The following is a 20,777-nucleotide window of genomic DNA, read 5'->3' as shown; positions in this document are numbered from 1 at the left end:
TAATTCGCCTCGCCCGACCGGAACCGGCCCCGGCTTTTCACGTTGAAAGCGGTGGCCGAAAGAGGTCATTATGGGCCGTCGTGGTTTGCGCACGACGGGAGTGAAACGAAGGGAGGTCAGAAAAATGAAGGCACGCACAGCGACTGTCGGTGATCTTGAAAGCGTTTTTCATGACCTTTCGAGGCGCATGGCGATCGAATATATCGCCGCCGGCAAGGATACCAAAGCCGCCTACGACAACCTGATGATGAACCTGCGGGAAGGTCGTGCACATGCCTTGCTGCAAGACGACAAGGTGGTGGCAATCATCGCGTGGCACGAAGCGGATGGCGCGACGGACACGCTTTTCGCCGCGAAGGAGGAATTCTTCAACCGCAACACCGTGCGCTTCTGCAAGCAGCATATCCGGCAGATTCAGGCGCTGGCGGGCGATCTGCCTGTCCACTCGCGAAGCTGGCTCGACCGTTCCGACATTGTGAAATGGTTCCGGATCATCGGCTATGAGGAAAAGGGCACCGAGAACGGCGCCCGGCTGTTTGAACTGCCCGCCCCCAACGACGCAATCGTCTCCGCATGATTTTCGCCACCGGAGCAATTCCGGTGGCGCCCACGGCAAAAGCAAAATCCGACTGCAAAGCGGCCGAACTTGAGAAGTCTGTTCCTTGATGAAGGAGACTTCGTAGCTCACCATCGCAGCATGGACACGAGCTATATCTATATCGCCATCGCCCTGCTTCCATTCCTGCTCTGGAGCACGATCATCGTCGTACTGTCGGAACTGGATATCGATGCCGGTCACACGGACCGCGAAAGCATGAGCGATGATCGCCCCACCGACGACCAGATGGCCGACGTCGTGACCATTCCCTACGGCCTGATCTTCCCGCTTTATTATCACACGCCGACCGCATCCCGCGAGATCGGCTGACGTCGTTCAGGCGCGCGGCACAACCCTTGTTCGCAAGTCGCTTCACGCCCGCCATACAGGGTTGCGGCAGTGCGGGCAAAGTGTTGCAGATAGATCGCAGCCGCAAGCCTGACCTCACCCTTACCCTTCGATTGCCCCCTAATAATTGTTGACTCTGTTACTCCATTTTATAGTTGAGTAGCACACTCTTATTTAATGTCACGAGACGGGGAACGCTCGCGACAGGCTTATGAACCGAGGGACCCGCATGCGCTTCAATTCCCGTCACGGTCGGCTGAACCTGGCTTTGACCTGCTCCACCCTTCTTGCTTCCACTGCGATTTCGCTGGCTCAGGACAGCGCGCAACCGCTTGTTCTGGACACGGTTACGATCCAGTCGCAGAGCAACGACACGCTCGTTCAGGACGGTTATGTCGCCAAGAGAGATCGTGAAGGCACTAAGATCGACACGGATATCGTCAGGATTCCGCAGTCCATTTCGGTCATCACCCAGCGCCAGATGGAAGACCAGAAGCCTGTTACGCTCAACGATGCATTGAGCTATACGGCGAGCGCCAATCCGAACAATTTCGGCTTCGACACACGGTATGACGCGTTCTATCTGCGTGGTTTCCCGGCCTATTACACCGGCATGTTCCGCGATGGCCTGCGCATCATCAACGGCCCGTCTGCCTGGCTGAAAACCGAGCCATACGGCATCGAGGGCATTACCGTGCTGAAGGGCCCGGCTTCCTCCCTCTATGGCGTGAGTGGCCCCGGCGGTATCGTCAACGTCGTCACCAAGCGCCCGAAGGAAGAAGAATTCCGTGAGGTCGAGTTGCTGTTCGGCAGCCACAATCGCTATCAGGCCGCTTTCGACCTGTCCGGTCCGGCCAATGAAGACAAAACAATCCTCTATCGCATTACCGGCCTTGGCCGCATTAGCGATACCGAACTGCCCGGCTATCCGGACGACAAATATTACATTGCCCCGTCATTCACCATAAAGCCGGATGAAGACACGCGCTTTACATTCCTCAGCGAGTTTTCCCGCTCGGTGACCGGCGGCACGGCGGCGTTCTACAATCCGTCCTATGGCGAGGTTTCCAACCTCTACGAAGGCGACCCGAACTATAATGATTTCGTGCAGAAACAGGGCCGCGTTGGCTACGAATTCGAGCATCGTTTCAACGATCTGCTGACCGTTCGCCAGAATGTCCGCTACAGCGATGTCGATGCCGACCTTGAATATAGCGGCCATTATCCGCAGGAAGGCACCGCCGATCTCGCCCGCTACTGGGGCCACTACAAGGAGCGCATGAAGAACTTCGTCGTCGACACGATGGCGCAGTTCGATTTTGAAACCGGAGCGCTGACCCACAAGGCAATCGCTGGCATCGACTATGCCTGGTCGGACTACAAGGCCTATAGCGGCCTGTCCTACGTGTCGATTGAAGACATTCGCGCAATGGACGTTCCGTTCAACGGCGCCCAGAAGATGAATCAGGTCGGCATCTACGCGCATGACCAGATCGAGTGGGATAACCTCACCGTGTTCGGCAGTGGCCGTTATGACTGGGTGAAGTCCACGACCACGGATGTCGACTATACCGATACCAGGCAGAACGACAGCGCGTTCTCGGGACGCGTCGGCGTGGCTTACAAGACCGAATGGGGGCTCATCCCCTACGTCAACTATTCGACCTCCTTCTCTCCCAATATCGGCTTCGTTTACGATGACGTCGCGAGCGATGACAGGCACGTCGCCAATCCGACCATCGGTCGCCAGAAGGAAATCGGCGTCAAATACGAAATTCCCGGTTATAACGCCGTCATCAGCGCTTCATTGTTCGACATCGACCAGAAGGACGGCATCGTGCTCGATGCGTCTTCGGGCATGAACAAGCAGCGCCAGCTCGATCTGAATTCGCGCGGTTTCGAGCTTGAAGCCAATGCCACGCTCGATAACGGCATCGGCATCATCGCTTCCTACACCCACTTGCGGGTCAAGATCGACAAGGGCGCGGAAGGCACCGTCGGCAACGAACTCTCCGGCACGCCGAACGATGTCCTGTCGCTCTGGGGCAACTACAAGATCGAGAACGGCGTGCTTGCCGGTCTCGGCCTCGGTTCCGGCATTCGTTACGTCAGCTCCAGCTATGGAGACGATCTGAACAGCTTCAAGAACGAATCCCGCATCATGGTCGATGCCGCCGTTTCCTATGATTTCGGTTATCAGGATCCGAAGCTTGAAGGCGTTCTGTTGCAGGTCAACGCCAAGAACATCTTCGACAATCGCGACCCGGTCTGCACGGCAGGCTATTGCTATCAGCAGGAAGGCCGCCAGATGTTCGGCAGCCTCCGCTACCGCTTCTGATGGCCCAAATGGAGCGGATGGACAAAGCACCCTCGCCGGTCGCCGTGTTTGCGACGATCGGCGGCCTCTACATCGCCCAGAGTGTCATTGGCGGCATGACGTGGACGGGTTTGCCAGCGATCATGCGCGACAATGGCGTATCGCTCGACCAGATCGGCCTCGTTTCGCTCATCATTCTGCCCTGGGCGCTCAAGTTTCTCTGGGCGCCCGCGGTAGAGCGTTTCCGGCTGCCTCCGGCGGGCAAAACCCGCACCGCCACCATTATTCTCGGCGGCGGCTTTCTGTCCGTTCTCTGCCTCCTTGTCATCGGCTTTGTCGATCCGGGACAGGTCTATCTGCTGCTTGCGATCCTGGCCGTCGTCGCCTTTGCCACGGCCACCGTGGACATCGCCTGTGACGGCTATGCCGTGCAAAGCCTGTCGCCCGAAAACTACGGTTGGGGCAATGCAGCGCAGGTCGGCGGCGCCTATCTCGGGTCGGCCATCGGCGCCGGTGCCTTTCTGATCCTCGTGGACAAAGCGGGCTGGCAGGTCGCCATCTGGACCATGGCCGCAGTCCTCGTGCTGCTGGGCCTTCCTTTCGCGGTCTTTTCGCGCGGCCGAGACAGGGTCGAGGATCGCCCTCACACCCCTTCCCTGCTGGCCGCATGGCGGCGACCGGAGATGAGACGCGGCCTTGCGGCGGCTGCGGTCTATGTGATCGCACAAAAGGCCGGACTGGCAATGCTCGGCCCGTTTCTCATCGATGCAGGGCTTGACCTCACCACAGTCGGCATTCTGAACGGAGCAGGCAGCATGTTCATCGGCCTTGCGGCGGCGCTGGCCGGTGGCTGGCTGGTTCGCGCTTTCGGCGTTCGCGGCATTCTGGTCGCGGCCCTGCTGCTGCAGGCTTTCTGCTTCCTGTTCTTTGCTCTCCATTCCTCGGACAAGAATGCAGGCGTCGTGCTCATTGCGGTTGCAGTGGCGAGTTCCTCCGGCGTTGTGGCACTTGGTTTCGTCGCGCTTTATGCGCAGTTCATGCACTGGTCGGACCCGAGACAGGCCGGGGTGGACTTCACCCTGTTCCAGTGCATGGATGCTCTCATCAGCATGGCGGGCGGCGTCGCATCGGGCTACGTGGCGCAATATTTCGGATATGGACCGTTCTTCGCAGGCGTCGGGGCCATCGCAATTCTCGCAGTGCCACTGATATGGAAACTCTGCCGCCCGCGCCTATCGCATTAGTTGCACGGGCGGCCGATTTCGCCCCGCACCTTAACCGATTTCTGACGATTAGCCGCTATCTGATGGGTGGCAGCCAATCGGGGGAAATCATGGCTTGGAAATTGATGTTTGCGAGTGCCGTCCTTGCTGTAGCTCGGACAATGCCAAGGGTCTTCGTTGCGCCCCAGGGGCCCGCCGTCGTCTCCGACAATGCAATGGAAATGGAGTTGAAGCCCGCGCCGATCAATCCCGACTGGGTGCTGGATGGCAATCCGCAGGCCCGTTCCAGCGAGCAATCGGCAAGCGCGGACGGCGCCGCCTATACCGCTATATGGGATTGCACCGCAGGCACCTTCCGCTGGTATTTCGGCTGGGACGAAACCGTCTATATCCTTGAAGGCGAAGTCCACGTCACCGATGCGGACGGCGGCACCCGCATCTTGCGGGCGGGCGACGTCGCCTATTTCCGCGGTGGCACATGGGCTACCTGGAAAATCGAAAACTATTTGCGCAAGGTCGCCTTCATGCGTCGCACCTTGCCCGCACCCGCTTCATTCATTTATCGCGCAAGCGACGCCGCAAGACGCCGTCTGGGTCGGCGCAAAGGCGGCGCTCTCAACTGATTACCGTTTTGTGATCGGCACGGGCGATGGAGCCGCGCCCGTCAGATTGACGGGCGGTCTCGGTTTTCAGTATAAATCCCCCATGGCCTTTGCCATACGTGATGGGAATGGGGTTCTCCCGAAACTGCCAGCAATTGGCTGATGACTCCTGCTTGAATTGAAACAGGAGAAGAGCGCGTCGCAGTGCCTCGTGAAGCAGGATACTTATCAAGCTTCCGGAAGCAGACGGCGAAGCCTCTATCCATTATTGAATGGACACAGAACAATGCAAGCTACCCTCGTTGTAGCGCTCGGCGGAGCGATCGGAAGCGTCGCGCGATACTGGCTGGCCCTCTTGATGCTCCCCGTAAGTCGTGAGCTTCCCTGGGGCACTATCGTCGTCAATATTATCGGTTCGTTTGCAATCTCGTTCTTCGGCGCATTGACGCTGGAACAAGGCCGCTTTCCCATCCCGGAAATCTGGCGCATCGCCTTCATGGTCGGCGTGTGCGGTGGCTTCACCACTTTCTCGTCATTCAGCTTGCAGACAATGGACCTCCTCCGGGCTGGCCAACCGGGCAAGGCATTGTTCAATATCGGTTTTTCGGTCGTGCTATGCCTCATCGCCGTATGGCTCGGACTGCTGGCCGCCGAACGCTTCAATGGCGGCATCGAACAGGTCGCACAGAATGTGATCGAAGAAGAAGCTTCTTGAGCACCGCTCCGGGCGCGAAACCTGTCGCGCCCTTCTCATTTTCGCACCCCTGAGCGAAAGTAATCTCGAGTATTAGCGCAATAAAAAAGCGTACCTCTCCAATCGAGAATCATCTTCTGGCGTGTCAAGTAATTTTATGCTAGTCTATACAATATTATATTTTAGGATTAATGAATATGGAAATTGATACATTCTCTATTCTCCAATCCCTTGCATTATTCGGGGTCGTCATAGTGATAATGTTCATGATTTTTATTGGCATGAACACCAATGGGACTTTGTAGTATATTTGAGTCCGCTTTTGCAAGGATTGCAGCTTGGTGGCACCGTGGCCTTCCACAGTTGCACAAGCTCGGCCGTCCTTGGGACCGAGAAGGAGGGAGGCTTTCAATACGGGCGTCGTAGCCCGCAACGCGCGCACCCTTGCAACCGAATACCGCTGATACTTATTGAATTCGATGAAAATGGCGGAGGGGGTGGGATTCGAACCCACGGTACAGTCTCCTGCACGCCGGTTTTCAAGACCGGTGCCTTAAACCGCTCGGCCACCCCTCCAGGCAATTGATTTCTCGTGCTTTTCCCGATTCCGGTAAAGCAGCAAACCGCAGCAAGCTACCGATTTGCGACCAATCGCTCAGCGAGTGACTTCTTAGCAGCTTTTCTTTTCACGTCAACGTGCACTGTTTCATTTGCCAGCATTCCGAATAGCGAAGATCAAAACGGCGGCAGGTTGAGAGGACAACAGTTCGATCCGGCGCTCGAAATGCAACTTTCGATGTCGATGCCATGGCCAGCGCCCGGATGCGCACTAGGTTCTTGCGAGCAAGCCTCTATCACAGATCGCCATTTCGGCAGAATTCAACACGGAGAAATCCCATGCAGCACGAAATCCGCGAAAATATGGAAGTAATCGGAGCCGATGGCGTTCATGTCGGCACGGTCGACCACATTGAAGATAACCGCATCAAGCTCAAGAAGACCGATAATTCCGGCCAGCACGCCGACCATCACCATTATATCGAACTTGGCTTCGTTGCCGACGTTGAAGGCGACAAGGTAAGACTTTCCGCCAATGCGAATGTGGCGGTCACCCTGGAAGAAGAAGCCTCCGGTCGCCCGGTCGATCTTTGAAGCAGCCCGAACGCCAGTTCATAACACGGCGCGGCGGGCTGCCGTGTTATGAGGCGCGCTGCCGTCTCCAACACCTTCATCATTTGTTGCAGATCCGGACGCCGGTCTGATAGAGTTTTTATGCAAAAATGCCGCAATGAAGCGACCGGACTTGTCCTTTGTCATAATGCGGCTTAAACTTGAGTGTAATAATCAAAATAAGAAAAGAGAAGCTATGAGTCTGGATTCCGTAAAGGCCTTTTTTGCGGCCAAAGCGCCTGAAATCGAAGTGATCGAACTGCCCACCAGCACCGCCACCGTTGTTCTCGCCGCCGAAGCGCATGGCGTGGAACCGGGGCAGATCGCCAAGACGCTTTCCTTTTCGGCCAAGGAGCAGACCATTCTCATCGTTACCCGTGGCGATGCCCGCATAGACAATCGCAAGTTCAAGGATCAGTTTGGAACGAAGCCGCGTATGCTGGATGCCGAGACTGTCCTTGCTGAAACCAGCCATCCCGTCGGAGGCGTTTGCCCGTTCGGCCTGCCGAGCGCCCTGCCCGTCTATTGCGATGTTTCGCTGAAGACCTATGAGGAAGTCGTGCCTGCAGCCGGGGCTACCAACAGCGCCGTGCGCATCGCTCCGCACAGGATGGCCGAACTCGTCAGCGCCGAGTGGATAGATGTTTGCCAGTGACGCCAAAATGGACGTTTGCGGCCGGTCTGGGAGGAACTCGCAGCGAATTGATGCCGGCAACAACTTTTCCCCTTTAAAGGTGAGAAAAGACTTCATATATTTTAAGAATGATTCTAAAGTGGGTTAAGAAACAGATACTCGCTTTAGCGCATGTTCCGATCGCGCCTTGAACCTTTCGGAAAAGCAGATGCGACAGGACCAGAATTTAAAAGCAGTTCCGAAACAGGGATGAACGTTTTCGGTTGGAGCTGCAAACTCAAGGATTGGAGCATCGCTGCCTCTGTGGAGGCGAGATTGCTTCAAGACGTGTTGAAAGGAACAGTGATGCGTCTTACCCGCCAGACGAATTATGCCGTTCGTATGCTCATGTACTGCGCTGCCAATGACGGCAAGCTCAGCCGCATTCCGGAAATTGCACGCGCATACGGCGTTTCTGAACTGTTTTTGTTCAAGATTCTTCAGCCGCTCGTCGAGCATGGGCTGGTAGAAACGGTGCGCGGTCGCAATGGCGGCGTGCGGCTCGGACGCGCGGCACAGGACATTTCACTGTTCGACGTCGTGCGGGTGACGGAAGAAAACTTCGCCATGGCCGAGTGCTTCGAAAACGACGCCACCGAATGCCCGCTGGTTGATAGCTGCGCACTGAATTCGGCGCTGCGCGAAGCGCTCAATGCCTTCTTTGCCGTGCTGATGAAGTACAGCATTGCCGACCTCGTCAAGGCGCGCCCGAATGTGCGGCACCTGCTTGGTCTCGATGAGATGGAACCGGAGCGCGTCGCGAGCTGACGGCTCGGCGCCAGGGTGCGAACGAACAGGTCCGGCTTGCTGCCGGACCTTTTTTCATTCTGCGGCGGCGCGATAGGCGGATTGCGGCAGTATGAAAGGCACGCCCTTTTCGGGCGGAACGCCGACCCGTAACGAGCATTCGTAGACACGTTCGAGCCGCTCGTCAGTCAACGCTTCGCGCGGCGTCCCCATCACGTCGAGCTTGCCCTTGCTCATCACCGCTATACGGTCGGCGAACATGGCGGTCAGGTTGAGGTCGTGCAGGATCGCGATCACGCCGCCGCCTGCCGCCGCGAAATCCTTCGCAATCTCCATCACGACGATCTGATGCCGTATATCGAGGCTTGAAATCGGCTCATCCAGAAACAGATAACGCGCCTTGCCGCCCACGACGGGCTTCCAGACCTGACACAGAACACGGGCAAGCTGCACACGCTGCTGCTCTCCGCCGGAAAGCTCCTGATAGAGCCGCCCGCTGAAACCGGCAAGATCAACCCTTTGCAAGGCGAGATCGGGCAGCCGCTTTTCTTCATCGCGAGAAACACCGCTGTAGCCGCCCGTAAGCCCGATCTTCACGATTTCCCGTACCGTGAAGGGAAATGACAGGGCGCTCGCCTGCGGCAGCACCGCGCGGCGCGCCGCCATCTGCCAGGGCTTGATTTCCGCGAAGGACTTGCCGTCCAGACAGGCTGTTCCCGTATAGGCGATATCACCGGAAAGCGCACGCAGCAGCGTTGTCTTGCCGGAGCCGTTCGGCCCGACGATTGCCGTCACCTCGCCCGGTTTGGCGGAAAAGGCAACGTCGCTGATGATGGTCTTGCCCGACAGGCTTACGCCCAATGAAGTTGTTTCAATCATGACAGCCTCACAGATCGAGCAGGCCGCGCTGGCGCAGCAATATCCAGAGGAAGAACGGCGCGCCGAAAAGCGCGGTGATGATGCCGATCGGCAATTCCGCCGGAGCCACAATCGTGCGGCTTACCGCATCTGCGAGCAGCAGAAGCGTCGCGCCCAGCAGGGCTGAGGCCGGCAGGAGATAGCGATGATCCGGACCGATGCCAAGGCGCAGCATATGCGGCACGACGATACCGATAAAGCCGATCCCGCCTGCGACGGCGACCGTCGCGCCGGTGGCGGCAGCGACCGTGACGATGGCGATGTTCTTGACGCGCTGCACCTGAATACCAAGATGGCCAGCGGCAGCTTCTCCGAGAGCCAGCGCATTGAGACCGCGTGCCAGCAAGGGCGATACGGCGAGGACGACGGCAATGATCGGACCTGCGGCGCCGATCTTCGCCCAGGTGGAACCGGCAAGGGAGCCAAGGCCCCAGAATGTCAGGTCGCGGAGCTGGCGGTCATCGGCCAGATAGATAAGCCCGCCGGTGGCAGCGCCCGCCAGAGCCGCCAGTGCGATACCTGCAAGCAGCATGGTCGCCACAGAGGTCCGCCCCCGCCTCGTCGCAACACGATAGAGCAGAAACGTGCTGCACAGCCCGCCAAGGAATGCCGCCAGCGGCAGAGCATAGACACCAAGAGCAGCTATGACCGGCGCAAGAACGGTGCCGCCCAGAACGATCATGGAAACCGCTCCAAGGCTCGCGCCAGCGGAAACGCCGACGAGGCCCGGGTCGGCAAGCGGATTGCGGAAAAGCCCCTGCATGACAGCCCCGGAAACCGCGAGCCCCGCCCCTATCAGCATGCCCATGACGATACGCGGCAGGCGGATTTCCATGATGATCAGATGATCGCGGCGAAATGCATCCGCGCCCTCGGTTCCAACGGAGGTCAGAGTGCGCAGAACCGAAAGCACGGACGCATCCGAAGCGCCAGCCGTGAGGCTGAACAGAGCAGCGAAGCACAAGGCCGCCGCGAGCAATATGATGGTGAGCCGTGCGCGTACCGCGCGGTCTCCCGTGTCATTTTCTGAATGACGCGCTGTAATGCGCTGCATGCGCGCCACGCGACCCTGGATCGTCATTTCCAATAATCCTTGCAATCGGGCCTGCGCTGGAACCGCGCAAGCCCGACCATGTTACTGCCCCGCAGGAGCGCCATAGAGTTTTGCCGACAGGTCACGAATGGCAGCGCCGGTTCGCGGCCCGAAACCTAACAGATAGGACGCCTCCATAGAAACGATGTTTCCGTTCCGCCCCGCCGGTGTTGCCGCGATAACCGGGTTTTTCATGAGCGATTCCGGCGTCATCCCATCCGCGCCCGTATCCATGATCAGGATCATGTCAGGCGCCGCCTTCTCAACGGCCTCGTCGGTCAACTGCTTGTATCCGTGATATTCGCTGATGACGTTTTCACCACCGGCAAGCTTGATCATGCCATCAGCCGCCGTGCCGGTGCCTGATGCCATCAGGCGTCCGCCGGGAGCCGACAATACGAAAAGCACACGCCTGCGTGGGTTATGGCCTGCCGCAGCCTTTTCGGCCGCCTCAATGTCGCTGGATATTTCTGCAGCAAGCGTCCGGGCCCTGTCTTCCAGACCGAGTGCCTTGCCCACGATCTCGATTTTCCTGACGACGCTTTCGCCTGTAAAGGTCTCCGGCACGACGATCATCGGCACGGACGCTTTTTTCAGGACATCGAGTGTATCCTGCGGGCCACTGCCTTCGAGGAGCAGAATGCCGGTCGGGTTGACCGAAAGCACGCCTTCGGGGGCAAGCTGGCGCATATATCCCACATCTGCCAGCTTCTTGACGGCTTCGGGATAAACGCTTGTCTGGTCACGACCGGCAAGCATATTTTCCGCCCCGAGAGCGTAGACTATTTCCGTCAGCGATCCGCCAACGGAAACAATGCGCGACGTATCGGTGAAACGATCGACAGTGTCGGCGCTCGCAGCGCCGGTCGCCAGCGACAGTGCGATGGCGACAAGGGCGGCTCCGTGCCTGAGGCGCAAGGAAATGAACGACATCGCCGTCACCCTATGCAGCGGAGGATTGCGGCAGACGTGGAAGATTTTCCACGATCATGCGCCAATCGGCCAGTTCCGCTTCGCCCTCATGACGCTCACCGAAGAACTGAACAATCAGTTCGCCCCTGGCATCATAAGCTTCGAGCGAGGTCACATGCCCGTCCTTGGTCGGCTTGCGCACAACCCAGACGTCAGAGATGTGATCGAGGCGCAAATGCATATGGAAAGTCGGGTCCAGCACGTTCAGCCAAGGGCCCATCATCTTGATCTCGTGGATCGGCCCCGTGTGAATCTGGATGCAGCCGCGGCTACCGACAAAGCACATGATCGGAAGCTTTTCCTGCACCGCATGGTTCATCATGGCCTCGACTGACGACGTGTCGACCCGCCAGGCGAAATCATGACCGGCAAGATGCACGGCCTGATGCCGGTCCACGCCGAAATCCTTCAGCAGGCCGACAAACTGGTGCACATCGGTGAGAGCGCCCCAACGCTCACGGAAAGCGTCGATATCGAGAAGCGACACATCCGCCTTCGGTCCCTTGGGAGCGAGGATGCTTGTTTCGATGACCGGAGACTGATCATCCAGCAGCATATCCCTAACGAGCGCCTCATAGGCATCAACGTCGGAAGCCGGGCGCAGATGTATCTTGAAGACCGCCTCGCCCGTGGCGTCGAAGAACTGCAGGCTGCGGCGCGTTGCTTCACCGTCCCGCTTGGCGACCGCAAAACCGTGAACCCAGTGCTTTGGAAAAATGCGAAGATCGATTTCCTTGCCGAGCGCCAGCGAAGCGTGCGCTCCCCAGACAGTCTTTTCAAAAGGTCCGATCTTTTCATGAACCACGCTTTCATTGCGCGTCAATGCCATGATCTCGCCGACAGACGCGATGCGGTTCAACAGCGTTTCAACATCGGCACGAATGCGTCGCGCCGAAATCGACGCCATCTCGGGCTGTCCGCAATGCGCTGCAACAAAATCGGCTTCTGATATAGCGAGACTCTGCGCAAAATCGCGTTCGCGCATTTTCGGATTATCAGCCCGTGCCTTGAGAATCTCCTCTGGGGAGGGCTTGGTATGGGTCGTCATCTGATGTTGCCTACTTGTTTAGGATGAGCTTGCCTTGGCGGGTGATCTTGAGGCGATAGAGCGAGCCGCCGTGCTCTATGCCCACTTCCCGGGAGCCGTCGAAAAGTTCGCGGCTGCCATAGGTTTTCAGTTGCGGCTCAAGCGCACTCTCGCCGAAGCGAGGTCTTATCTGAGCCGGAACAGATCCGGTCGAATCGCTGTGAAGCTGGCTTTCGGAAATGCGATCTGCGGCCCGCTCGGAAACGGGTCCGCGCGGCAACCGCACCTGCATGTCGATATGGATACGCCTGTTCATTTTCTCGCCTCAGCATCGACTTTCCACACGGTGATGACAGCAAATTTGTTTTGTTGACATCAATACTCATGTTTATTAATCACTGCATTACTGGAATAAACGAGTCAAGTTTAAATCTCGCTTTTTCCACGCAAGCCAGGGAGATGTTTTCTTCCCAGCCAGCACGCGGCCTTCTCTTGAGGGGGAAGTCATAAACAATTGAAATTTTTCGGTTTCTTCGCTGTCCAAAGGACTGGCGAAGCGTGTCTGGTCATGAAGGAAACATTGGAAATGCGGGCGACTGGTGGGGTTCATAGAAGGTCATTTAAGGCGAGCACGGGACTTGCCGTCATTCTGGCGGCGATGACGTCGCAAGCATTCGGGCAGGAGCAGAAAGCGGCTGACGACGAAGCCGGCGTTGCGCTGAAGACGATCACCATTCGCCGCGCGAACGACACACAAGTGCCGACCTCGGTCACGGCGCCCGTGGGCAAGGTGAACCGCGAAGAGATCAATCGTTTCGGTGGCGCGAAACTGGACGATGTGCTGCGCGGAACCGCAGGCGTCTTCACCCTCCAGAGTGGCTCCAATCCGGGCGTGGCGGTCAATATCCGTGGCTTTGAAGGCTCCGGCCGCGTCAACATGATGATCGACGGCGTGCCGCAGAGCTATCGCAACACCGCGCATGACGCGCAGGGCTATGCCTATATCGACCCCAATCTGCTGTCTGAAATTGACGTGGCGCGCGGCGCTGTTACGACCGAAGGCGGTACTGCGCTTGCCGGCAGTGTGAATTTCCGCACGCTCGGCGTGGACGATGTCATTCTCGACGGCAAGGACAAGGGCGTTCTGGGACGTGCTTCCTGGGGCAGCAACGGCACCGGATTCTCCGAAATGCTGGCGGGCGCGGCACGCGTCAATTCGATCGGGCTTGTCGCGGCCATCAGCCGCCACGATTCCAACGACTACAAGAACGGCGACGGCGTGACTGTCGAGAAGACCGGCGAGGAACTGACTTCCGGCTTGTTCAAGGCCGAGTTCGGCCTTGGCGAAGACCAGAAGCTGACGCTTGGCGGCGTTCTCTACAACAACCACTATGGCACATATGCTGCGGGCTATCGTCCGGGAACCTATACGATCTACGATATGTTCCTGCAGAACCGCACGTTCTTCGCACAGTATAACTACAACCCGTCCGACAACGATCTCATCGGCATCGACGTCAACCTCTACCACAACAGCACATCGCAGAACTGGGTGGATGGTAATGGCGGCTTCGTCGGGCGGCAGGTCTCGGCCGAAACCACCGGCATGACCGCCTCGAACACGTCGCGCTTCACCTTTGGCGATGTGGCGGTTGCATGGAAGAACGGCTTTGAAATCAACCGCGACAATGCGGGCGGCACCAAGACGGGCGTCAACCCGACAGATGCCACATCCAATCGTGGTGCGGTCTTCTCGGAAGCGACCTGGAATTATCAGGCGCTGCAAGTCGTTACAGGCCTTCGCTATGATTACTTCAAGCTCGAAAGCGAAGACAGTTCGATCTCGAACAGCGACAGCGAGTTCAGCCCCAAGGTCACAGTCGCCTACAACGTAACCGACTGGTTGCAGCCCTACATTACCTATGCGCATTCCATGCGTTCGCCGACCCTGCAGGAAACCTTCCTTGGCGGCATCGCCCATGCCGGAACCGCGGGGCTGCATGGAAACCCCAATCTCCGTCCTGAAAAGCAGCGCGGCTGGGAATTCGGCGTCAATATCGCTCGCGATGGCATCCTGACCGCAGAAGACGGCCTGCGCATCAAGGCCAACTATTACATGATGCGGGTTGAGGACTATATCACCGCCTCCAGCACCAACAGCCAGTTCATCAATGTTGACGGCACGTCCGATGTGAAGGGCTTCGAACTCGATGCCCGTTACGATGCCGGCTTCGCGTTCGGTGGCATTGCCTATACGCACTCCACTTCCGAACTGCCTGAGCAGACGGCGGGGCTTGGCGCCAACCAGTATCTGCCGGAAGATGTGGTGACTGTTACCGCCGGCGCGCGCTTCTTCGAACGCAAGCTTGAAAGCGGCCTGCGTGTCCAGCACGTTTCAAGCGGGCGGACCATCAGCGGCAGCGATACCGATCCCTACACGCTGGTGGACGTGTTCGCGAAGTACAAGTTCACCGATACGGTCGATCTTTCGCTTCAGGTGCTCAACATTGCCGACAAGGAATATACCCCCGCGCTGAGCACCTATGGCTCCGGTCGCGGGCGCACCTTCCTCGTCTCGACACAGTTCCAGTTCTAGAACTGCGGGAGGCGTTCCCGCCTCCCGTTTAAGATCGTCACATCTGCTAAGGCCGACCAACCTGACCGCGGCGGCCTTCTGATCCCGAGATGTGACGCGGCGAGTGCAGCCCTACCGCTGCACTCGCCGAAAACTATATAGTTAGAGCATTCCGCTTCGCACTTTTCGGGATGCGCTACAGCCAGTCCCAAACCTGATGGAAAAGGATCAGCAATGTTCATAGCCATGAATCGCTTCAAGGTTCGCGTCGGCAGCGAGGCCGATTTCGAGACCGTCTGGAAGAATCGTGACTCCAGATTGTCGGAACTTCCCGGCTTCGAAGGCTTTCATCTGCTTCGCGGCGCGACCAACGAAGAAGAAGGCTACACGCTTTATGCTTCGCACACGGTCTGGCGCGATCGCGAGGATTTCGTCGCGTGGACCAAATCCGAACAATTCCGCGATGCGCATCGCAATGCCGGGGATAACAAGCCGCTCTATCTCGGTCCCCCGCAGTTCGAAGGCTTCAGCGCCGTGCTTGGCTCGTGATGCCGCAGGCCGCTGCCTATCCACAAGGTGCGGCGAAATGGCGCATAATGTCCTGGCGGCGCATTTCCCGCGCCGCTATGGCAAACGCAGTTGCCAATTGTCCTTTAAAGATGGGTAGTTAACTCATATTTAGAATGATTCTAAGCTATTGATTTTTAGAACATTTCAAAAACATAAAAATTGACAGAACTGAACCCGAACGGCCATAACCTGACTTAATTGGGTGGGTTTTATAAACACCGCTTAAGTAACGCCTTTAATGTTCGGGCCTTTAACCCTTGCAGTTGGAGGAACCATTGACCGGTTCAGTTCGGCCTTGCGCCATGAGTGAAATAAAGCTGCCAGATTTTCTGCGCAGCCACACAGTTGAAGTACAGTTTGAGCCGGTAAAGTCCCTCCCTTCGGTGCTTTTCGCATCCGACTTTTTCTGCGCGCGCTTGGGAGATAGTTCCTCATGCTAGTGTGCAGCTGCAATGTTATTACCGATAAGGACATCGAAGCCGTCGTTATCGAGCTTCTCGATCAGGATTGCTGGCAACTTATCGTTCCCGGCACCGTCTATAACATCATGTCCAAGCGCGGCCGTTGCTGTGGCTGCTTCCCAAACGTCGTGGAAACGATCATAAGGGTGACTGAAGAGTATCATCTTCGTCATAACCAAATGGACGAAAACGTGATCCAGTTCATGGATCGTGTACGTTCTCTACGCGACAAATTCGGGAGTTCATGGAATGAAAGGCGAACCAAAGGTCATCGAGCGGCTTAACGAGGCACTTTTCCTCGAGCTTGGCGCTGTAAACCAGTATTGGCTTCACTACCGCCTCCTCAACGACTGGGGCTTCACGCGTCTTGCCAAGAAGGAACGTGAAGAGTCTATCGAAGAAATGCATCACGCCGACAAGCTGATTGACCGCATTATCTTCCTGGAAGGTTTTCCAAACCTGCAGACCGTAGCTCCGCTGCGCATCGGCCAGAACGTCAAGGAAGTTCTGGAAGCCGATCTTGCAGGCGAATACGACGCCCGCGCTTCCTACAAGAAGTCCCGCGAAATCTGCGACGAACTCGGCGACTATGTTTCCAAGCAGCTTTTCGATGAGCTTCTGGCCGATGAGGAAGGTCACATCGACTTCCTCGAAACCCAGCTCGACCTTCTCGCCAAGATTGGCGAAGAGCGTTACGGCCAGTTGAACGCGGCTCCGGCTGATCAGGCCGAGTAAGCCAACCTCACCAAGTATCAAGAAGCCGGAGCCCTGCGCTCCGGCTTTTTTTGTCATCTCAACTTTACCGTTGCCCCTTTATCGTGATATTGCGCGCGCAATTTCCGATATTTGCAAGGTTCTCCCAATGAGCGCACCGCGCGTCAGTTTCGTTTCCCTTGGCTGCCCGAAGGCGCTTGTCGATTCCGAACGCATCATCACCAGCCTTCGCTCCGAAGGTTATGAAATCTCCCGCAAGCATGACGGCGCCGATCTGGTGATCGTCAATACCTGCGGCTTTCTCGATTCCGCGCGCGATGAATCGCTGGATGCCATCGGCCTTGCCCTCAACGAAAATGGCAAGGTGATCGTGACCGGCTGCCTGGGCGCAGAGCCCGAGGTCATCCGCCAGCGCCACCCGAACGTGCTCGCCATCACCGGCCCGCAGGCCTATGAAAGCGTGATGAGCGCGGTGCATGAAGCGGCCCCTCCCGCGCACGACCCGTTTGTCGATCTGGTGCCCCCGCAGGGCGTGAAGCTGACCCCGCGCCATTACGCCTACCTGAAAATCTCCGAGGGCTGCTCGAACCGCTGTTCGTTCTGCATCATTCCGGCGCTGCGCGGCGATCTCGTCTCGCGCCCGATTGATCAGGTGCTGCGCGAAGCGGAAAAGCTGGTTAATGCAGGCGTGAAGGAAATCCTCGTCATCTCGCAGGATACGAGCGCCTACGGCCTCGACATCAAATATCAGGAAGCCATGTGGCAGGACCGCACGGTTCGCACCAAGTTCCTCGATCTCTCGCGTGAATTGGGCGAGATGGGCGTATGGGTGCGCATGCATTATGTCTACCCCTACCCGCATGTCGATGAAGTCATTCCACTGATGGCGGAAGGCAAGATCCTGCCTTATCTGGATATTCCGTTCCAGCACGCCTCGCCTGCGGTGCTGAAGAATATGCGCCGTCCCGCACATCAGGAAAAGACGTCGCGCCGCATTCAGGCCTGGCGTGAAACCTGCCCTGATCTGGCCGTGCGTTCCCCTTTCATCGTCGGCTATCCGGGTGAAACCGAAGAAGATTTCCAGATGCTGCTCGACTGGCTCGACGAAGCCAAGATCGAACGCGCCGGCTGCTTCAAATATGAGCCGGTCAAGGGTGCGAAGGCCAATGACCTCGGTCTGGAGCAGGTACCGGAAGAGATCAAGGAAGCTCGCTGGCATCGTTTCATGGCCAAGCAGCAGCAGATTTCGACCAATCTCCTCAAGAAGAAGGTCGGCAAGCGCCTGCCGGTCATCATCGACGAGTCGAACGGAACGGTTGCCAAGGGCCGCACGCGCTACGATGCTCCGGAAATCGACGGCAGCGTTCACATCCAGTCGCGCCGCCCGCTTCGCGTGGGCGACATCGTGACGGTAAAGATCGAAGCGAGCGACGCCTACGATCTTCACGGCATGGCGGTCTGATGGCGGCGGATGCGGCCATAAAGATCAGAAAGGCAGCCTCGGCTGACGTGGCGGCGATTGTCGCCATGCTGGCCGATGATGCGCTGGGCGCAAAGCGTGAAGATGCGAGCCTTCCCTTGCGGGATTCCTATCGCAGCGCCTTTGCAGCCATCGACGCCGACCCCAACCAGCTTCTGGCTGTCGTGGAGCAGGAAGGCGAGATCATCGGCTGCATGCAGGTCAGCTTCATACCCGGCCTGTCGCGGATGGGCATGTGGCGCGGCCAGATCGAAAGCGTCCGGATTGCGAGCCGCATTCGCGGCGGTGGAATCGGTCGTCAGATGATCGAGTGGGCGATCGAACGGTGCCGCGAACGCGGCTGCCGCCTGGTGCAACTGACAACAGACAAATCACGTGCCGACGCATTGCGTTTCTATCGGTCCCTTGGCTTCATCGACAGCCATGAAGGACTTAAGCTATCGCTTTAACAGACGGCTTCAATACAATGTAAGAAAATAAAAAGGGCGCTTTGAGCGCCCTTCTTTTTGATCGTGGTGAAAACTCACTGCGGCAGCTTGTCGTCCACGCCAGCGACGTAGAAGTTGAGGCCCAGCAGGGTCTTGTCGTCAGCCTGTTCGCCTTCTTTCAGCCAGACGGAGCCGTCCTGCTTCTTGATCGGACCGGTGAAAGGCTTCAGTTCGCCGGACTTGATCTTGGCTTCGGTTTCTTCCGCCAGTTTCTTCACGTCGTCCGGCATGTTGGTATAAGGCGCCATCTTCACGAGGCCTTCCTTCATGCCCCACCAGATGTTCTGGCTTTTCCACGTACCATCGAGAACTGCCTTGGCGCGGTCGATATAGTAAGGACCCCACTCATCCACAACCGCGGTAAGCTGCGTGTCGGGCGCGAACTTGATCATGTCCGAAGCCTGACCGAAAGCCTTGATGCCGCGATCATGCGCGACCTGAATGGCAGCGGTGGAATCGGTGTGCTGGGTGATGATGTCCACACCCTGATCGATCAGAGCCTTGGCCGCATCAGCTTCCTTGCCCGGATCGAACCAGGAATTGGCCCAGATCACCTTGACCTTGAAGTCAGGATTGACTGACTGCGCGCCGAGCATGAACGCGTTGATGCCCTGCACCACTTCCGGCACCGGCACGGAAGCGATGTATCCGGCCACGCCCTTGGTGGACATCTTGGCGGCGATCACGCCCTGCACGTAACGGCCTTCATAGAAGCGCGCATTATAGGCCGACATGTTGTCGGCGGTCTTGTAGCCGGTCGCGTGTTCAAATTTCACATCCGGGAACTTCTTCGCGACCTTGAGCGTCGGGTCCATGTAGCCGAACGAGGTGGTGAAGATCAGCTTGTTGCCCGCACGCGCCAGACGCTCGATCGAACGTTCGGCATCAGCACCTTCCGGCACGTTTTCCAGGAAGGTGGTTTCGATCTTGTCGCCAAGCGCTTCAACAAGCTCCTTGCGGGCCTGATCGTGCTGATAGGTCCAGCCGAAATCGCCCGGAGGTCCGATATAGATGAAGCCGATCTTCAGTTTATCTTCTGCATGCGCCGCGCCGCCGAGCATAAAGCTCGTCGCGGTGGCTATAGCCAAAAGCGTCTTTTTCATGATCCCTGCACTCCTTGTTTGCACCCACTAACCAGAACGAAAATCCTTGGGAGTGATTTTCGTCTACCCCTCAACCGTTGGCTTTACCTGTCCGGCACGAAGGGCTTGCCGAGCGAAGCCGGCGTATTCATCATCGTCAGGCGCTTGTTGCGCGAAATGATGACCAGCACCACAATCGTCGCAAGATAAGGCAGCGCGGACAGAAACTGCGATGGCAGGCCCAAGCCCAGCGCCTGCGCGTGGAGCTGGCCAATCGTCACCGCGCCAAACAGATAAGCGCCGATCAGCACCCGCCAAGGTCGCCACGAAGCGAAGACGACGAGGGCAAGCGCGATCCAGCCACGACCGGCAGTCATGTTTTCCACCCATTGCGGTACATAGACGAGCGAAAGCTGCGCGCCCGCCAGACCGGCGCAGGCACCCCCGAACAGCACCGCCAGATAGCGCGTGCGCACCACATGCACGCCGAGCGAATGGGCGGAGCCGTGGCTGTCGCCGATGGCGCGCAGGGTAAGGCCAGCCCGTGTACGGAACAGAAACCACGCCACGCCGATAACCAGCAGGATGGACATATAGAAGATCGGGTCCTGACCAAAGAGGAACCGACCGACAAGCGGGATATCGGTCAGATAGGGAATATGAACGGCTTCTAGCCGGACGCCGGGAAGCCCGACAAAACTTTCGCCGAGCAGGGCCGACGCGCCGACGCCGAGGATTGTGAGCGCCAGCCCGGTCGCCACCTGATTGGTGACCAGTATGAGCGTCAGAAAGCCAAAGACGGCGGAGAAGAGAGCGCCCACCAGAACGGCGGCAAACAATCCCAGCCATGCCGAACCGGTCATCTGTGCGATGGCGAAGCCGGACACCGCACCCATCAGCATCATGCCCTCGACACCGAGGTTGAGCACGCCGGAGCGCTCCACCACCAGCTCACCGATGGCCGCGATAAGGAGAGGCGTCGCAGCCGTTGCAATTGTCAGGAGAATAGCCTGTGTCAAATCCAT

Annotated in this window: 22 protein-coding genes, 1 tRNA gene and 1 riboswitch; of the genes, 15 read left to right on the top strand and 8 right to left on the bottom strand. The window is 57.9% G+C overall.

Going from position 1 to position 20,777, the window contains the following annotated elements; translation table 11 throughout:
• The first annotated feature begins 124 nt into the window (after positions 1 to 124).
• The 6 genes from ACS5UA_RS09185 (at position 125) to crcB (ending at position 5,803) form a co-directional block, all read left to right on the top strand.
• Entirely contained in the window at positions 125 to 577 is a 453-nt protein-coding gene (locus tag ACS5UA_RS09185) for a hypothetical protein (protein ID WP_006471351.1), read from the top strand.
• Positions 578 to 646: 69 nt separating this feature from the next.
• Positions 647 to 928, top strand: a complete 282-nt coding sequence (locus tag ACS5UA_RS09180; RefSeq protein WP_230349899.1) for a hypothetical protein — start codon at positions 647 to 649, stop codon at positions 926 to 928.
• A gap of 247 nt (positions 929 to 1,175) precedes the next feature.
• Entirely contained in the window at positions 1,176 to 3,284 is a 2,109-nt protein-coding gene (locus ACS5UA_RS09175) for a TonB-dependent siderophore receptor (RefSeq protein ID WP_081375268.1), read from the top strand.
• 17 nt (positions 3,285 to 3,301) lie between these two features.
• Positions 3,302 to 4,507: an MFS transporter gene (locus tag ACS5UA_RS09170; RefSeq protein ID WP_006471354.1), complete on the top strand. Its 1,206-nt coding sequence runs from the start codon at positions 3,302 to 3,304 to the stop codon at positions 4,505 to 4,507.
• 89 nt (positions 4,508 to 4,596) lie between these two features.
• Positions 4,597 to 5,109 (top strand): cupin domain-containing protein, encoded by a 513-nt coding sequence (locus tag ACS5UA_RS09165; RefSeq protein WP_031346368.1) that lies wholly within the window; start codon positions 4,597 to 4,599, stop codon positions 5,107 to 5,109.
• 94 nt (positions 5,110 to 5,203) lie between these two features.
• Positions 5,204 to 5,267, top strand: a riboswitch (Fluoride riboswitch).
• 107 nt (positions 5,268 to 5,374) lie between these two features.
• Entirely contained in the window at positions 5,375 to 5,803 is a 429-nt protein-coding gene (crcB, locus tag ACS5UA_RS09160) for a fluoride efflux transporter CrcB (RefSeq protein WP_006471356.1), read from the top strand.
• 465 nt (positions 5,804 to 6,268) lie between these two features.
• Here crcB and ACS5UA_RS09155 read toward each other — a convergent pair.
• A tRNA-Ser gene (locus ACS5UA_RS09155) sits at positions 6,269 to 6,358 on the bottom strand.
• A 321-nt stretch (positions 6,359 to 6,679) separates the two neighbouring features.
• On the opposite strand from ACS5UA_RS09155, the gene ACS5UA_RS09150 reads away from it, so the two are divergent.
• The 3 genes from ACS5UA_RS09150 (at position 6,680) to rirA (ending at position 8,393) form a co-directional block, all read left to right on the top strand.
• The gene (locus ACS5UA_RS09150) at positions 6,680 to 6,934 is read left to right on the top strand and encodes a DUF2171 domain-containing protein (RefSeq protein ID WP_006471358.1); all 255 of its coding nucleotides are present in this window, start codon (positions 6,680 to 6,682) and stop codon (positions 6,932 to 6,934) included.
• 214 nt (positions 6,935 to 7,148) lie between these two features.
• Complete coding sequence (locus tag ACS5UA_RS09145) at positions 7,149 to 7,607, top strand: YbaK/EbsC family protein (RefSeq protein ID WP_063621045.1); 459 nt, start codon at positions 7,149 to 7,151, stop codon at positions 7,605 to 7,607.
• 324 nt (positions 7,608 to 7,931) lie between these two features.
• Complete coding sequence (rirA, locus tag ACS5UA_RS09140; protein WP_006471360.1) at positions 7,932 to 8,393, top strand: iron-responsive transcriptional regulator RirA; 462 nt, start codon at positions 7,932 to 7,934, stop codon at positions 8,391 to 8,393.
• Positions 8,394 to 8,447: 54 nt separating this feature from the next.
• On the opposite strand, the gene ACS5UA_RS09135 is transcribed toward rirA, so the two are convergent.
• From ACS5UA_RS09135 to hemP, 5 genes are read right to left on the bottom strand one after another with little or no spacing between them, the layout of a single operon-like run.
• Entirely contained in the window at positions 8,448 to 9,251 is an 804-nt protein-coding gene (locus ACS5UA_RS09135; RefSeq protein WP_006468888.1) for a heme ABC transporter ATP-binding protein, read from the bottom strand.
• A gap of 7 nt (positions 9,252 to 9,258) precedes the next feature.
• Entirely contained in the window at positions 9,259 to 10,371 is a 1,113-nt protein-coding gene (locus ACS5UA_RS09130; RefSeq protein ID WP_443101265.1) for a FecCD family ABC transporter permease, read from the bottom strand.
• 54 nt (positions 10,372 to 10,425) lie between these two features.
• Positions 10,426 to 11,316, bottom strand: coding sequence for a heme/hemin ABC transporter substrate-binding protein (locus tag ACS5UA_RS09125; RefSeq protein WP_006471362.1), 891 nt, complete (start codon positions 11,314 to 11,316; stop codon positions 10,426 to 10,428).
• 10 nt (positions 11,317 to 11,326) lie between these two features.
• Positions 11,327 to 12,403: a hemin-degrading factor gene (locus tag ACS5UA_RS09120; protein WP_006468891.1), complete on the bottom strand. Its 1,077-nt coding sequence runs from the start codon at positions 12,401 to 12,403 to the stop codon at positions 11,327 to 11,329.
• Positions 12,404 to 12,413: 10 nt separating this feature from the next.
• Positions 12,414 to 12,572, bottom strand: coding sequence for a hemin uptake protein HemP (gene hemP, locus ACS5UA_RS09115; protein ID WP_374846691.1), 159 nt, complete (start codon positions 12,570 to 12,572; stop codon positions 12,414 to 12,416).
• A 396-nt stretch (positions 12,573 to 12,968) separates the two neighbouring features.
• Here hemP and ACS5UA_RS09110 point away from each other — a divergent pair, with 396 nt between their 5' ends.
• The 6 genes from ACS5UA_RS09110 to ACS5UA_RS09085 all read left to right on the top strand — a co-directional run bounded on the left by ACS5UA_RS09110 (position 12,969) and on the right by ACS5UA_RS09085 (position 18,631).
• Entirely contained in the window at positions 12,969 to 14,978 is a 2,010-nt protein-coding gene (locus ACS5UA_RS09110) for a TonB-dependent receptor domain-containing protein (protein ID WP_443101264.1), read from the top strand.
• A gap of 213 nt (positions 14,979 to 15,191) precedes the next feature.
• Positions 15,192 to 15,506 (top strand): antibiotic biosynthesis monooxygenase family protein, encoded by a 315-nt coding sequence (locus ACS5UA_RS09105; protein ID WP_006468894.1) that lies wholly within the window; start codon positions 15,192 to 15,194, stop codon positions 15,504 to 15,506.
• A gap of 454 nt (positions 15,507 to 15,960) precedes the next feature.
• On the top strand, positions 15,961 to 16,272 hold the full coding sequence (locus ACS5UA_RS09100; RefSeq protein ID WP_006468895.1) for a (2Fe-2S)-binding protein: 312 nt from the start codon (positions 15,961 to 15,963) through the stop codon (positions 16,270 to 16,272).
• A complete protein-coding gene (bfr, locus tag ACS5UA_RS09095; RefSeq protein ID WP_006468896.1) occupies positions 16,238 to 16,723 on the top strand; it encodes a bacterioferritin in 486 nt (161 codons plus the stop codon). Before ACS5UA_RS09100 ends, bfr begins: the two co-directional genes overlap by 35 nt.
• 127 nt (positions 16,724 to 16,850) lie before the next feature.
• Complete coding sequence (gene rimO / locus ACS5UA_RS09090; RefSeq protein WP_443101263.1) at positions 16,851 to 18,164, top strand: 30S ribosomal protein S12 methylthiotransferase RimO; 1,314 nt, start codon at positions 16,851 to 16,853, stop codon at positions 18,162 to 18,164.
• Complete coding sequence (locus tag ACS5UA_RS09085) at positions 18,164 to 18,631, top strand: GNAT family N-acetyltransferase (RefSeq protein WP_006468898.1); 468 nt, start codon at positions 18,164 to 18,166, stop codon at positions 18,629 to 18,631. Before rimO ends, ACS5UA_RS09085 begins: the two co-directional genes overlap by 1 nt.
• 74 nt (positions 18,632 to 18,705) lie before the next feature.
• Here ACS5UA_RS09085 and ACS5UA_RS09080 read toward each other — a convergent pair whose 3' ends face one another.
• A complete protein-coding gene (locus ACS5UA_RS09080) occupies positions 18,706 to 19,773 on the bottom strand; it encodes a BMP family ABC transporter substrate-binding protein (protein ID WP_006471365.1) in 1,068 nt (355 codons plus the stop codon).
• A gap of 83 nt (positions 19,774 to 19,856) precedes the next feature.
• Positions 19,857 to 20,777, bottom strand: coding sequence for an ABC transporter permease (locus ACS5UA_RS09075; protein WP_075041903.1), 921 nt, complete (start codon positions 20,775 to 20,777; stop codon positions 19,857 to 19,859).

The sequence above is a fragment of the Brucella sp. RRSP16 genome (assembly GCF_052246815.1).
GTDB lineage: Bacteria > Pseudomonadota > Alphaproteobacteria > Rhizobiales > Rhizobiaceae > Brucella > Brucella intermedia.
Note: the sequence above shows the minus strand (reverse complement) of the source record. Positions and strands in the feature narration are given on the sequence as shown.

What these genes read in the sequence shown, in the direction of transcription:
- ACS5UA_RS09185 (WP_006471351.1), top strand. Translation starts at nt 125, where the DNA reads ATGAAGGCACGCACAGCGACTGTCGGTGATCTTGAAAGCGTTTTTCAT.
- ACS5UA_RS09175 (WP_081375268.1), top strand. Translation starts at nt 1,176, where the DNA reads ATGCGCTTCAATTCCCGTCACGGTCGGCTGAACCTGGCTTTGACCTGC.
- ACS5UA_RS09170 (WP_006471354.1), top strand. Translation starts at nt 3,302, where the DNA reads ATGGACAAAGCACCCTCGCCGGTCGCCGTGTTTGCGACGATCGGCGGC.
- ACS5UA_RS09165 (WP_031346368.1), top strand. Translation starts at nt 4,597, where the DNA reads ATGGCTTGGAAATTGATGTTTGCGAGTGCCGTCCTTGCTGTAGCTCGG.
- crcB (WP_006471356.1), top strand. Translation starts at nt 5,375, where the DNA reads ATGCAAGCTACCCTCGTTGTAGCGCTCGGCGGAGCGATCGGAAGCGTC.
- ACS5UA_RS09150 (WP_006471358.1), top strand. Translation starts at nt 6,680, where the DNA reads ATGCAGCACGAAATCCGCGAAAATATGGAAGTAATCGGAGCCGATGGC.
- ACS5UA_RS09145 (WP_063621045.1), top strand. Translation starts at nt 7,149, where the DNA reads ATGAGTCTGGATTCCGTAAAGGCCTTTTTTGCGGCCAAAGCGCCTGAA.
- rirA (WP_006471360.1), top strand. Translation starts at nt 7,932, where the DNA reads ATGCGTCTTACCCGCCAGACGAATTATGCCGTTCGTATGCTCATGTAC.
- ACS5UA_RS09135 (WP_006468888.1), bottom strand. Translation starts at nt 9,251, where the DNA reads ATGATTGAAACAACTTCATTGGGCGTAAGCCTGTCGGGCAAGACCATC.
- ACS5UA_RS09130 (WP_443101265.1), bottom strand. Translation starts at nt 10,371, where the DNA reads ATGACGATCCAGGGTCGCGTGGCGCGCATGCAGCGCATTACAGCGCGT.
- ACS5UA_RS09125 (WP_006471362.1), bottom strand. Translation starts at nt 11,316, where the DNA reads ATGTCGTTCATTTCCTTGCGCCTCAGGCACGGAGCCGCCCTTGTCGCC.
- ACS5UA_RS09120 (WP_006468891.1), bottom strand. Translation starts at nt 12,403, where the DNA reads ATGACGACCCATACCAAGCCCTCCCCAGAGGAGATTCTCAAGGCACGG.
- ACS5UA_RS09110 (WP_443101264.1), top strand. Translation starts at nt 12,969, where the DNA reads ATGCGGGCGACTGGTGGGGTTCATAGAAGGTCATTTAAGGCGAGCACG.
- ACS5UA_RS09105 (WP_006468894.1), top strand. Translation starts at nt 15,192, where the DNA reads ATGTTCATAGCCATGAATCGCTTCAAGGTTCGCGTCGGCAGCGAGGCC.
- ACS5UA_RS09100 (WP_006468895.1), top strand. Translation starts at nt 15,961, where the DNA reads ATGCTAGTGTGCAGCTGCAATGTTATTACCGATAAGGACATCGAAGCC.
- bfr (WP_006468896.1), top strand. Translation starts at nt 16,238, where the DNA reads ATGAAAGGCGAACCAAAGGTCATCGAGCGGCTTAACGAGGCACTTTTC.
- rimO (WP_443101263.1), top strand. Translation starts at nt 16,851, where the DNA reads ATGAGCGCACCGCGCGTCAGTTTCGTTTCCCTTGGCTGCCCGAAGGCG.
- ACS5UA_RS09085 (WP_006468898.1), top strand. Translation starts at nt 18,164, where the DNA reads ATGGCGGCGGATGCGGCCATAAAGATCAGAAAGGCAGCCTCGGCTGAC.
- ACS5UA_RS09080 (WP_006471365.1), bottom strand. Translation starts at nt 19,773, where the DNA reads ATGAAAAAGACGCTTTTGGCTATAGCCACCGCGACGAGCTTTATGCTC.
- ACS5UA_RS09075 (WP_075041903.1), bottom strand. Translation starts at nt 20,777, where the DNA reads ATGGATTTGACACAGGCTATTCTCCTGACAATTGCAACGGCTGCGACG.